Below are 12,312 nucleotides of genomic sequence, written 5' to 3'. Positions count from 1 at the left end.
GCGATCAATGCCCTTTTCAGGACGCGCGGAAGGCACTATATCCCTATTGCCGGTCTTCGGGTCGGCTATGGCGATAAACGGGCGATGGAATAAACCTATTGGACCCGGGGGCGGTACCCGGCGCCTCCACCAAAAACTGGCCAGCAGGCCGGCTTTTGATGGGGGCGAAACAGGATCGACAAGGGTGTAAAGATCGACTTTTCGCTCGGCATTGTACCACCGTTATCGGGCTAAAATTGTAGTTGCAAACGACAACTATGCGGAAGCTCGTCTCGCTGCCTAATGGCGGTGTGACACTTCAAATAAAGTCCTGACGGTTCGCACCGGCAGGCGGGGTTCGAAGGCACCTGGCAACAGAAGCCTTCACCTTCTCCGCCCAATCGAAATCATGTATCATCAGCCGACTATGACTCGGCTCCGGTCTTTTCCATGGGGCCATGGCGTGGCATATAGCCTTGCGAAAAGACTTCGAAACCAACAAGAGACAGGACAAGCATGGGGCAGGACCATATCCGCTACGACATTCTCGCACAGGACGCGCTTCGCGGTGTGATCCGTAAGGTTTTGTCCGAGGTTGCCGCGACCGGCAGCCTGCCCGGTGATCATCATTTTTTCATCACCTTCCTGACCGGCGCCCCCGGAGTGCGGATTTCGCAGCACCTCAAGGCAAAGTATCCCGAGCAGATGACGATCGTCATCCAGCACCAGTTCTGGGAACTCAAGATCACCGAGGCTCATTTCGAGATCGGCCTCTCCTTCTCCGATGTCCCTGAGAAGCTTTCGATCCCGTTCAATGCCATCCGCGGCTTCTATGATCCGTCCGTCAATTTCGAGCTCGAATTCGACGTACCGCTGAGCGGCGAGGAAGAGGAAACCGAAGGCGAGATCACCGCCTATCCCGTCGCCCCGGCGGAGAAGGCCGAGGACGAGGCGCAGGCAAAGAGCGCCGGTGACGAAAAGAAGGAGGGCTCTGTCGTTTCGCTCGACGCCTTCCGCAAGAAGCAATAACCCACGAGGCAGATCCCCTCCCCACGACAGCAGGGATTTTTGATGAGCGCCGAAATCGTCAATCTGCGCCAATTCCGCAAGAAGCAGGCCCGCTCCGAAAAGGAGCGGCAAGCCGAACAGAATCGCATCAGCTTCGGCCGCACCAAGGCCGAGAAGAAGCTGACCGAAGCGCTCAATGAAAAGGCCGAGAAGAGCCACGGCCAGGGCCGCCTGGAAAAGGACGGGAAGGACGACTGACCGGGCAATGCCCCCAGTCCTCCCGCCTCAGCGCTTCCTCCCCCCACGCAATGAAGGCAGCCGGAGATGATCCGAAAGCACTCCGCCACGCTCCATGGGCATCGCACCAGCTTCTCGCTGGAAGATGCCTTCTGGGAAGAACTCAAGGCGATTGCCGGCATTCGGTCCATGCCGCTGGCCGCACTGCTCTCCGAAATAGACGATCGGCGGCCCGGCGAGAGCAATCTCTCCTCGGCGCTGAGGCTCTACGTGCTGGAATGGCTGAAGCAGCGCGTCGGCCGCCCGTCATAACCGGGATTTATTGCTGGATACCCGGCATTCCCTCGAAATTAAGCGGTCGCCCCACCGGGGGCAGGTCGCCCCGGATAACTTCGTCGCTATCACCAGGGGAAGAGGGGTTGGCACCCCCGGACTGCCTGTCTTCGGCACGGCGTCGCGCTTCGGCCTCCGCCTTGGCGCGGGCTTCCGCTTCTGCCTTGGCCTTGGCGGCTGCTTCCGCCTTCTTGCGCGCGTCCGCCTCCGCCGCAAGCTGTCGCAGCCGCTGCTCTTCGGCCTGCCGCTGCCGCTCGATCTCGGCCACCCTCTGGCGCTCCGCCTCGCGCTCGGCTTCATTGAATTTGTAGAGCGCCACCTCGCGGCGCAGCCGCTGCTTTTCCAGGACGTTCGCCTGCAGGCGCTCGACCCGCCGCCTTTCACGCTCGAAGGCCCGCAGCGACAGGAAATTCGTCACATCGGTTACGTCCAGCGTTCGGCCGGGCGTCTCCAACTGACCGGCGAAATCGAGCCGCAGTGCCGGTTCGGCGCCGCTCAGCGCTTCGTCGCCGGCCACCAGATTGACGCCGAGCGATGCCTTGATCCGCTCTTCGGGCAGGTTGATCTCGGCATCGGCCGAAAGCTGAGCAAGGTTGCTCGAGGTAGCAAGGTTCTGGATTCGCACCACGCCCTGGGTGATATTGAAAGGGATGTTCAACGGCGGCAGCTTTGCCTCGCCATTGTTCAGCAACGTCTCGATGATCGGCTGCACCTTCTGCGCCGTGATGTCGCCCTGCATCTGGTCGGTCGCGGCAAGAAGCGGCGGCAGGATCGCCAGGTTGAGGCCGCGGACGCTCGCTTCGCCGAGCTGGATCTCGCCAGAGCCGTTCGCGGACGAGGCGATCTCCGCCGGGCTCTTGCCGCTTGCCTCCATGGTAAGCGACAGGCCGAAGCGGCCGCCGGCGACGGGCGCGCCGTCGCGCTGCCACGAGATGCCGGCAATGTCGGCGTTGGTAAGCTGCAGCTTGGTCTGGAAGAAGCCCGCGCCTTCACTGTTGTTCATCACCACGCTGCCGCCGATCGTGCCGCCGTCCCAGCCGCCTGCCAGATCGTTCAACTGCAATTCGTCGCCCTTGTAGATGACGTTCGTCGTGAAGTCCGTAATCGGCCCGGCGATCTCGGGCCAGAATTCCTTTGCCGAGAGCTTCAGATTGACGTCCATGCCCTTGAACACCGGAAGGCCGAGCGCCGCGGTCGAGAAGTTTCCGGTCGCAGGATCAGTCAAAGGCCCGTAGACCGCCTCACCCAGCCAGGCGAGATCGGCCTTGGTAAGCGCAAGCTCGCCCATCGCCTTCACGTTCGGAGCCGTCCGGTCAAAGGTCAGTGCGCCGGAAAACGCATTGTCGGCAAGCTGCCCCTGCAGGCCGGAAAGGGCGATCTTGCTCGGATCGACCGTAAGCGTCGCCTGCATCTTTCCGGGCATGCCGGTACCCATCTGCGGCAACCCGATGCCGTTCATGACGAAGTAGGGATCCAGATCGGCACTCTCCAGAGAGAGCGCGATATCGCCATTCATGAAAGTGTCGGGCCTGACATCGACCTTGCCGGTCGCCGTAAACGAGGTCCGGTCGGTCGCAAAGGTGAGAGACGCATCCGCGGGATCGGCTCCGCTCGCCTGCACCTTCAATGACAGCCGGCCGTTCGTATCAGCCTCGACCGGAAGCGGATCGAGCCCCGCCTGGCCGAAGAGGATGGAAGTCACCGCGTTCTCGAGCGTTGCCTCGAGGCTCACCGTTCCCTTGCCGAAGAGACCGAGCAGATCGGACATCCGATAGTCGAGATTGACACGGCTGCCGTTCGACACGCCGGCGAGCGTCACGGCGACGCCGTCGTCCTGGTCGCCGCCGAGCGTAACAACGCCGCGCAGTGCCGTATTGCCGTACCAGGAGGCGTTGCGCACCAGCCGGTCGAGGACGGGATGATGCGGCAGCTGCGCGCGCAGCATCGCGAAGAAGGGCCCGGGATCGGCGGATTTGAACGTGATCTCGCCGGAACCCTTGTAATCGAGGAGCGAACCCTCGGTGCGGCCGGTCGCCGTGAATTCCGCGCCGGCAAGATCACGAATGAAGAGCCGGTCGAGAGCCAGCGACCCATCGGCGATCGTGAAGACCGTCTCGACATTCTGCGCAGTCACGCCGAAAGCGGTAAACTTGTCGGCCTTCAGCTGGGCCGCGATGCTGTGATCCAGCAAGTTGTTCCCGGCGTCTTCGCCGGTGAAGAGCCCGGCGAGCGCCCGGAGCGCGTCAAGGTCCAGCTCGTTGCCGGCAAGATCGACCGAAAGGTTCGGCGTATGGTCGGACACCGACTGCCGCTCCAGCCGTCCCTTCAGGGTTGCGCTGCCGATCGCGATCTCGAGGTTTTCGAAGCGCTGCAACTCGTGGGTCAGGCTGACATTCGCAGAGAAGCCCGCCGCCTTCAGTCGCCGAATTGCCGGGTCGACGGATCCGGTGAGCCAGGAGGCAAGGCCAGAGGGCTGGTTGGAGGCCACAACCACGTTGCCGGTAAAGCTCGGATCGCCCTGTAGGCGCAGGCTGCCCTTGGCCTCCACCTGGGTGCGGCCAGGCAGGAGGCCGACCGCGTTGTCTATCGTCCAGCCGGCGCCGGCCGGTTCGAGATCGAGCTGCACGTCACGGATCGTCGTGTCGCCCGCGACAATCGCCGGCAGCTTTAGCGTGGCTCGGCCCGGCACCTGCGGCACCGGGATCGCAGCGGCAATCTCGATCAGCGAGTTGAGCCGCTGGCGCGCCGACACACTCGGATCGCGCATGGTCTTGCCGCCGGGGCCCTGGTTGCCGATGCGGTTGACGTCGATCTGCTGCCCCTCTGCGGTCAGCAGGAATTCCGGGGCATTGCCCGTATCGAGCGTCGCTTCTCCGGTTACGACATAGGGATCATTGAGTGGCCCTACCTCTAGCCGATAGTCGGGCACGCGAACGCGATCGTTCGTCAGCTCGAAGTGGCCTTTCAGGCGCGGCTCGGCCTGCTTGTCCTGATCGGCGGAACGGCTGCCATCGCGCTGTTCGATCGCCGCGGAGAAGAGGCCCTGATAGTTCGGCTTCCGGTCGACGAGCTTGAGTTCGCCATCGAGATCGATGCTGAGAGGATGGCGATCGGGCTGCAGGCGGGTGCGTACGCGCAGCACGCCGTTGTCGTCCGGCTGGCCGCTGGTGATCGAGAAGTTGCCATGCTCGCCATCGACTGAGCCGTCGCCGTCGATGCGCCAGGGACCAGCAAGCGACTTCGCCGACATCTGGGCCGTAAGCCCCGTGACATGCCGCGTGCGGCCGGTCTGCTCGTCGATGAATTCGATCTCGCCGCCATCGACATGCACGCTTTCGAGCACGACGGTCTTCGCGGGAATTTCCGGCCTGCTTCCGCGCATCCAGTCGAGCGTACCGTCATTGAGAAGCCGGAGCCGCACCTTGGGCTTTACGATGCGCATGTCGAAGATGAGGGCCTCGCCACTCAGGAAAGGCGCCAGCTCGGCATCCATCGAGAATTGCTCGATCTGGACGACCGGAGTCCCATCGCTTTCCTGGCCGACCCGCACGTCGTGCAACGTCACGGAGGGAAAGGGCAAGAGTCGTGCGTCGACCGTGCCGTGCACGGTAACCTTCTTGCCGATGATGCGGCTCGCCTGATCCTCGAAATTCACACGGAAATCGGTCCAGTCGATGAAGAGCGGCGCTAGCAGCGCCACGAATAGCACTACGACCAGTAGCCCGCCCAAAAAGACCAGAAACCGTCCTAGCAACCTGTGAATTCTCCATGCGTCAGTCTGTAGAGACAGTACCGACATTCGTGTCCTGAGCAAGCCGGGAACATGGCAATATTCGGTTTTCAGCCCATGCGGAAGATCTTGCCGGGATTGAGTATATTGTCGGGGTCGAGGCTTGCCTTGAGCTGTCGCATCAGATCGACGGCACCGCCGAGTTCCTGTTCGAGAAAGCCGATCTTGCCCTGCCCTATTCCATGCTCGCCGGTGCAGGTTCCGTCCATGGCCAAGGCACGTGCAGTGAGACGGGAGACGAACGCCTCGATCCCGGCCACGCTATCGGCAGCGGTGTCGTCGAACAACAGGAGTACATGGAAGTTTCCATCGCCGGCATGGCCGACGATCGTCGCAAGCAGGCCGTGCGCCTCGAGATCGGCCTGGGTCTCGGAAACGCAATCCGCCAGTCGGGAGATCGGGACGCAGACATCCGTAGACAAGGCGGCAAGCGTCGGCGCGAGCGCCCGCGAAGCCCAGTAGGCGTCGTGGCGCGCCTTCCAGAGCTTGGTGCGCTCCTCGGCATTGGCCGTCCAGAGAAACTCGCCGCCTCCACATTCCGCGGCGATCTCGCCGAACTGGGCCGATTGAAGCGCGACCGTTTCGTCCGAGCCGTGGAATTCGAGAAAGAGCGTCGGCCGCTCGTCATAGGACAGCCCCGAATAGTTGTTGCAGGCCTTAATCTGCGCCGCATCGAGAATTTCGATGCGCGCCACCGGCACGCCCATCTGGATCGTCATGATCACTGCATCGCAGGCAGCCTTCACGCTGGGGAAGCCGCAGACGCCGCCGACGATCTTCTGCGGTATGCCCTGCAGTTTCAGCGTGATCGACGTGAGGATGCCGAGCGTTCCCTCCGCCCCGACGAGGAGCCGCGTCAGGTCATAACCGGCAGACGACTTGCGCGCCCGCCGCGCCGTGCGGATCTCCTCGCCCTTTGCCGTGACGGCCGTTACCGCAAGGACATTCTCCTTCATCGTGCCATAGCGGACGGCATTGGTGCCGGAGGCGCGGGTCGAGGCCATGCCGCCTATGGACGCGTTGGCGCCGGGGTCGATCGGAAAGAACAGACCCGTATCGCGCAGATAGGTGTTGAGTTGCTCGCGCGTAACTCCTGGTTCAACGGTGCAATCGAGATCCTCGGCATTGACTTCAAGAATTCGATTCATCCTGCTGAAATCGAGGCTAATTCCGCCGTTGGGTGCATTCACCTGGCCCTCCAGCGAGGAGCCGGTGCCGAAAGCGATGACGGGCACCTTGTGCTCCGCGCAGGTCCTGACGGCAGCCTTCACGTCGTCGGCGCCTTCCACGAACAACACGCCGTCCGGAAACTGCGCTGGAATATAGGTTGTCGTATGGGCGTGCTGCGCCCGATATGCGACGCCCGTCTGGAACCTCTCGCCGAAAGCTTGCTTCAAAATGCCGATGACGGCGGCAATTCCCGCTTCGTTGCGGCGGCCCACCCTCGCGTCCTCCAGAGCCATCCCCTTGATACCTCCCAGTTTTTGCCGATCATCATTTCGGCTCTTTACCGTTCTATGGGACAAGCCACCGGCGCTGTCCAGTACCAGAATCCGCATATGAGGATGGCGTGCCAAATGCGTGACCCTCTAGCGACAGAACCGGGCTAACCGGCTGCCGGAGAACGGCAAGGCGAGATCTGGCAATTGACCGACGGCATTCCCGCCTCCTATTTTACTCTCGATATGCCACGCAGCATTCGCTCCTGTTTGACCCCTTTTCCAGGTTTTCCATTGTCCCGCCAAAACATATCGATTGCGACGCCGACCCTCTGTATGCGGCGGACCGCCTCTGCCAGACGTGGGACGGACCGATGCTTCTGAAGGAAATCCGCCGCGGCTTTGGCCTCGGGCCTCGCGCAGGCCTGCCGCAATGGGTCGTGCTGCTTGTTCTTTCCATCGCTATCGTTGTCGTTCTGGAGCAGTTCGCACTGCCGGCATCCCTGCTGATCGGGCCGATGGCCGCGGCCATCGCCCTCGCCTTGCTGAGCCAGCAGCGCTCGGTGGCCGTGCCGCGCTGGCCACTCCTCTTTTCGCAAAGCCTCGTCGGTTTCATGATGGCGCGCAGCATCACGCCTGACATCATTGGCACGATGGCTGCGGATGCACCTCTCTTCCTGACAATGGTGATTGCCGTCATCCTCGTCAGCGCCACTCTCGGCTGGCTGCTCACTCGCTGGCAGGTTCTGCCCGGTACGACGGCGGTATGGGGTTCCTCACCCGGCGCTGCGTCGGCAATGGTCATCATGGCGGAGGCCTATGGGGCGGATGCCCGGCTCGTCGCATTCATGCAATATCTGCGCGTCGTATTCGTCGCCGTCGCCGCCTCGCTGGTTGCCCGCCTCTGGGCGGAAGCAGACGGCGTGGAACCGCCGCCGCTCATTCTGTTTCCTGCGGTTCAGTGGGGCGCATTTGCCGCCACGGTCTCGCTGACCGCCCTCTGCGCGTTCGTTGCGACACGCTTCCGGATACAGGGCGGCACGATCATCCTGCCGCTGGTTATCGGTTCATTGCTTCAGGGCTTCGGCCTGCTGACCATCGAATTGCCGATGTGGCTTCTGGCAGCGAGCTATGCGTTGATCGGCTGGAGCATCGGCCTGCGCTTCACGCGCCCGATCCTGATGCATGCGGCCCGCGCCCTGCCCCGCGTGGCCGGATCGACGCTGCTCCTGATGTCGCTGTGCGGCTGCATGGCCTTCGTGCTGACGAAGGTCGCCGGTGTCGATCCGCTGACCGCCTATCTTGCGACCAGCCCCGGCGGCGCCGATTCGGTCGCCATCATCGCCGCCTCCAGCGATGTGGACCTGCCCTTCGTCATGGCGATGCAGACGGGAAGGTTCCTGATCATCCTCTTCACCGGCCCCATGCTTGCGCGCTTTATCGCCAGGCGGACGGGGCTTGTGGAAAGCCCCGCCTGAGCGCGAGCCAGTGGCCGGGCGTCATGCCGTAGGCCTTCTTGAAATGGCGGTTGAGGTGGCTCTGGTCCGCAAAGCCGGTCGCGAAGGCGATCTCCGCCAGCGGCTCGCCCAGGCCCATCATCGTCCTTGCCCGCTGCAGCCGCCGCATCAGCTGGAAACGATGCGGGCTCGTGGCAAAGGCGACGCGAAAATGCCGTGACAGCATGAAGCGATCGAGCCCCGCGACATCCTCCAGTTCCCTCGAGGAAACGGCGCGCGTCGCGTGGGTGTCGAGGTAGTCTCGCGCCCTGCGCACCTGCCGCCAGGCAACGGCGCCAAGCGGACGCTGCGGAATACGGGCGTGCCGCGTCAGGCCTTCGGCGAGCTGCGAGACAAAATCGTCGACGAAGAGCGGCTCCAGGGCGCTGTCGAGTTCGCCGAGGGCAGCCGCAAGCAGACCTGCCAGCGCCTTGTCCTGGATCACCGGCGTGTCGATGAAGGGCAGGCCGATGCCTTTCCCCTCCAGGCATTCGGTCAGCAGCGCCGGCTCCAGATAAAGCATCCGATATTGCAGCCCCTCCTCCGTGCCGGCACCGCCGTCGTGCTCCTCGTCCGGATGCAGCACGATCACCTGCCCGGGCAGGCTGAAGCGGCGCTCGCCTCGATAGGAGAATGTCTGAACCCCCTTCATGGTGAGACCGAGCCCGTAGGTGTCGTGGCGATGCGGCTCGAATGCGTTGCCGCTGAAGTTCGCTTGCATGCGCTCGATGCCGGGAAACTCCGGCGCGGTGACGATGCCGCTTGCGCCGGGCGTGACGCACAAACGTTCAAGACCCTCGAAGGCACGGCTGTTTAGATCCTGGCTCAACCGCCTTGTGCATCCCGCATGAAAGAAACCGGAATGTTTGATACCAAAATTGCAATCGTCTTGCGAAACAATCTTGCCACCTGGCAGAAGCTGAACGTCACCGCCTTCCTGATGAGCGGCATCGTCGGGCAAAGCCCGCAGATCATCGGCGAAGCCTATCGGGATCGCGCAGGCAATCTTTTCAACGCGCTGTCGATCCAGCCCGTCATCGTGCTTGCCGCCGACGAGGCCGCAATCGCGACGATCCACCGCCGCGCGCTGGAGCGCGAGGTACCGGCTTCCGTTTTCATCGAGGAAATGTTCGCAACCGGCCATGACGTTGCCAATCGCGCGGTCTTCGCCGAATACGCACCGGAGGATGCCAAGGTCGTCGGGATCGCGCTGCGCACGGAGAAGAAGATTGTCGACAAGATCATGAAGGGCGCAACACCTCACCCCTGAAACACGAAAGGCCCCGCGTGGGGCCTTGTCGATTGGCAGATATAGTTTTCCGACCAGAAATGCATGAAAACAACGACTTGGGCAGCTCCTTTCTTCTGGAAGGAACCACCCGTCTGCCGCAAGAGCAGATCAGCTCTGGGTGATCGGGGCAATCTGGATCTCGACGCGGCGGTTCTGCGCGCGTCCGGCCTCGGTCGAATTCGAGGCGATCGGCTGCGACGGGCCGAAGCCGACGGCCGACATGCGGCGCTGGTCGATTCCCTGTCCGCCCAGATAGCCGGCGACGGAATAGGCGCGGCGCTGCGATAGGTCCTGGTTATGCTGCACGCTGCCCGTGGAATCGGTGAAGCCGTTGACGTCGATCAGCGTGCGGTTGAACTTCCGCAGCACGATGGCGACCGAATTGAGCGTCGGATAGAAGCCCGGCTTCACTGCGTCCTGGTCGACGTCGAAGGTGATGTTCGACGGCATGTTGAGAATGATCCGATCGCCGACGCGCGTAACCGAAATGCCCGTTCCCTCGAGCTGCGCACGAAGCTCGGCTTCCTGCTGGTCCATGTAGTTGCCGATCGCGCCGCCTGCGAGCGCACCGACGCCTGCGCCGATCAGCGCCGCATTACGCCGTCCCACCGGAGAACCGCCCACTGCAAGACCGACGAGCGCGCCGCCGACGGCGCCGAGCGCGGCTCCACCTGCCGTATTCGATACCTTCTGCTGACCGGTATAGGGGTCAGTGGTCGTGCAGGCGCTGAGATAGCTGGTCGCAAGCGCGAGCAGGATGAATTTCTTGATCATGGAATCGATTGTCTCCGTTCGGGGCCCATGCGAGGAAATATCAAGGATTGCGGCAACAAGATGAACGATGTTCATCCGATATCGCAAAACTTCGGAAATGGACACACTGTGCTTGCGTTAAGGCAGGGATATCACCAAATTCCTTGTGGTCGACGGGGAGCCGATGCTTTTTCGCAAGACGATACTCGATCGCATCGAGACCGGGGAAATCACGCTGGCCTTCCGGGTATGGAAGCGCCCGACGGTGCGCGCAGGAGGAAGCCTGAGAACATCTGTCGGCGTTCTCGCGATTACAGAGCTGGCGGAGGTCACATGGGCCGAGATTACGCAGCAAGAATTCCGCCAGGCGGGCTACGCCTCGGAACAGGAGGCAAAGGCCGAGCTCATTCCCAAGCCCGACGCACGCCTATTTCGCATCCGGTTCCATCGTGAAGGAAACGATCCGCGTCTCACCCTGCGCGAGCAGGACGCAATCTCGAACGCCGAAATGGAGAGTATCGGAGCAAAGCTGGATCGGCTCGACCGTACCGCAGGCCTGAGATGGACAAGACCGGCTCTGGCGATCATCGCGTCGAACGAGGGATTGGCCGCCACCCAGATCGCAGCGAGGCTCGGCCTTGCAAAGGACAGGTTGAAGGCCGGTCTCCGCCAGGTGAAGGAGCTTGGTCTCACTGAAAGCCTCACCACCGGCTACCGGCTTTCGCCCCGAGGCCACGTCTATCTCCGAATGGCGGGCGTGCCGGAAGCCGCTGACGCCGGCGCTTCCCTCCGGCGATCCTAGATATTCTGGAACAGCTGCCGGATCGTGTCGTAGCTCGCATTGGCGATCTGCAGCGACTGGAGGCCGAGCTGCTTCTGCGTCTGCAGCGCCGTCAGCTTGGTCGATTCCGCCTCCATGTCGGCGTCGACCAAGCGGCCGATACCGGAGGTGTAGGAATCGGAGAGGTTCTTGGCGAATTCGCTCTGCAGGTCGATGCGCCTTTCAAGGGCGCCGAAGGCGGACCCCACCGACGTCATCTGCCGCAGCACCGCGTCGGCAATGCTGATCATCTCGTCGATCTCGCTGTCGCTCGTCGTTGCAGTGAGCCCGATTTCGACCTGGCCCGTCGTATTGCCGCCCTTGCTTAGAATCATCACGTAGTTCTTCGACGCGCCGAGTTCCGTCGCAAAATGATCCGACGTCAAGGCACCGTATTCGCCGGTCCCGCCGCTGCGATCATCGACCATGTAGCGCGCATCCTGCGATGTCGTCACGCCGGTCGAAGGAAGGTCGATGTGGTAGGAAAGCGTGTCGATCGATACCGTGCCGTCGGCTGCGCGAATGTAGGAAGCCGGGATCTGCTTCGGTCGCGTCGGATTGTCCTCATCCGTCAGGACGACCCAATTGTCACCGTTGAAACTCGCAGACTCTGACACCGTACGCAGCTGCGCCTTGAGCTGCGTAATCTCCGCGTCGATCTTTTCCTTGTCGATACCATCCTCGGTCGCCGCCACCAGCTTCGCCTTGATCGCGGAGACAAGGTCGCTTGCGGCGGCCACTGCCGTGTACGCCGTGCCCATGGTTGCAGCGGCGATCCCAAGCGCGTCCTGGATGGCGGCATGCGCCTTGTTATCCGAACGTGCGGTCGTGGCGACCGCCCAGTAGGCAGCGTTGTCGCGGGCCTTCTCGACGCGCAGTCCGGTCGACACCCGGTTTTGCGTCTGCGTCAGATTTCGGTTGATATCGCGCACGATATGCAGCGCCGCATCGACCGATGTGCGTTGAAAGATACTCACGGGACTGAAACTCCGAACACAACTATACGCAACAAACTGACAATGACCGGTCCGCGAAACATCATGTCCGGGCGCTGGGAGCAGCGGAAAATCGATCCTCCGAAACGCTGGAGGCTCTTTCGGTCACAGTGCAATCATTGCGTTTTACACTTAAGAAACAGCTAACAATCAGGATCGGTTTACGCTGTT

The 12,312-nt window shown here is 62.4% G+C and carries 11 protein-coding genes and 1 other RNA gene; 7 read left to right on the top strand and 5 right to left on the bottom strand.

What is annotated here, in order from left to right; translation table 11 throughout:
• Window positions 1-9: 9 nt before the first annotated feature.
• From ssrA to EV286_RS06885, 4 genes are all read left to right on the top strand, one after another.
• Window positions 10-368: a transfer-messenger RNA gene (ssrA, locus tag EV286_RS06900) on the top strand.
• 127 nt (window positions 369-495) lie between these two features.
• Window positions 496-1,008, top strand: coding sequence for an SspB family protein (locus tag EV286_RS06895; protein WP_132956264.1), 513 nt, complete (start codon window positions 496-498; stop codon window positions 1,006-1,008).
• A 42-nt stretch (window positions 1,009-1,050) separates the two neighbouring features.
• Window positions 1,051-1,245: a DUF4169 family protein gene (locus EV286_RS06890; RefSeq protein WP_132956263.1), complete on the top strand. Its 195-nt coding sequence runs from the start codon at window positions 1,051-1,053 to the stop codon at window positions 1,243-1,245.
• A 66-nt stretch (window positions 1,246-1,311) separates the two neighbouring features.
• Window positions 1,312-1,536 (top strand): ribbon-helix-helix domain-containing protein, encoded by a 225-nt coding sequence (locus EV286_RS06885; protein WP_132956262.1) that lies wholly within the window; start codon window positions 1,312-1,314, stop codon window positions 1,534-1,536.
• Between the two features lie 7 nt (window positions 1,537-1,543).
• On the opposite strand, the gene EV286_RS06880 is transcribed toward EV286_RS06885, so the two are convergent.
• Both EV286_RS06880 and EV286_RS06875 read right to left on the bottom strand, forming a co-directional pair.
• A complete protein-coding gene (locus EV286_RS06880) occupies window positions 1,544-5,311 on the bottom strand; it encodes an AsmA family protein (RefSeq protein ID WP_132956261.1) in 3,768 nt (1,255 codons plus the stop codon).
• 86 nt (window positions 5,312-5,397) lie between these two features.
• Window positions 5,398-6,810, bottom strand: a complete 1,413-nt coding sequence (locus tag EV286_RS06875) for an FAD-linked oxidase C-terminal domain-containing protein (RefSeq protein WP_132956260.1) — start codon at window positions 6,808-6,810, stop codon at window positions 5,398-5,400.
• Between the two features lie 350 nt (window positions 6,811-7,160).
• Between EV286_RS06875 and EV286_RS06870 the strand changes: the two genes are divergently transcribed.
• The gene (locus EV286_RS06870) at window positions 7,161-8,264 is read left to right on the top strand and encodes an AbrB family transcriptional regulator (protein ID WP_132956259.1); all 1,104 of its coding nucleotides are present in this window, start codon (window positions 7,161-7,163) and stop codon (window positions 8,262-8,264) included.
• Here EV286_RS06870 and EV286_RS06865 read toward each other — a convergent pair.
• Window positions 8,224-9,111, bottom strand: a complete 888-nt coding sequence (locus tag EV286_RS06865; protein ID WP_132956258.1) for an AraC family transcriptional regulator — start codon at window positions 9,109-9,111, stop codon at window positions 8,224-8,226. The two genes, EV286_RS06870 and EV286_RS06865, sit on opposite strands and share 41 nt — an antisense overlap.
• A gap of 33 nt (window positions 9,112-9,144) precedes the next feature.
• Between EV286_RS06865 and EV286_RS06860 the strand changes: the two genes are divergently transcribed.
• Complete coding sequence (locus EV286_RS06860; RefSeq protein ID WP_132956257.1) at window positions 9,145-9,552, top strand: DUF2000 family protein; 408 nt, start codon at window positions 9,145-9,147, stop codon at window positions 9,550-9,552.
• A gap of 129 nt (window positions 9,553-9,681) precedes the next feature.
• Here the strand turns inward: EV286_RS06860 and EV286_RS06855 are convergent, their stop codons facing one another.
• On the bottom strand, window positions 9,682-10,347 hold the full coding sequence (locus EV286_RS06855; RefSeq protein ID WP_132956256.1) for an OmpA family protein: 666 nt from the start codon (window positions 10,345-10,347) through the stop codon (window positions 9,682-9,684).
• A 163-nt stretch (window positions 10,348-10,510) separates the two neighbouring features.
• Between EV286_RS06855 and EV286_RS06850 the strand changes: the two genes are divergently transcribed.
• Window positions 10,511-11,128, top strand: a complete 618-nt coding sequence (locus EV286_RS06850; protein ID WP_132956255.1) for a hypothetical protein — start codon at window positions 10,511-10,513, stop codon at window positions 11,126-11,128.
• Here EV286_RS06850 and EV286_RS06845 read toward each other — a convergent pair.
• Window positions 11,125-12,123, bottom strand: coding sequence for a flagellin (locus EV286_RS06845; RefSeq protein WP_132956254.1), 999 nt, complete (start codon window positions 12,121-12,123; stop codon window positions 11,125-11,127). The genes EV286_RS06850 and EV286_RS06845 overlap by 4 nt on opposite strands.
• Between the last annotated feature and the right edge of the window lie 189 nt (window positions 12,124-12,312).

Origin of the sequence: Rhizobium sp. BK251, from assembly GCF_004345245.1 — a bacterium.
Lineage (GTDB): Bacteria > Pseudomonadota > Alphaproteobacteria > Rhizobiales > Rhizobiaceae > Rhizobium.
The sequence above is the reverse complement of the archived record's forward strand: the minus strand, read 5'-3'. Positions and strand labels throughout refer to the sequence as shown.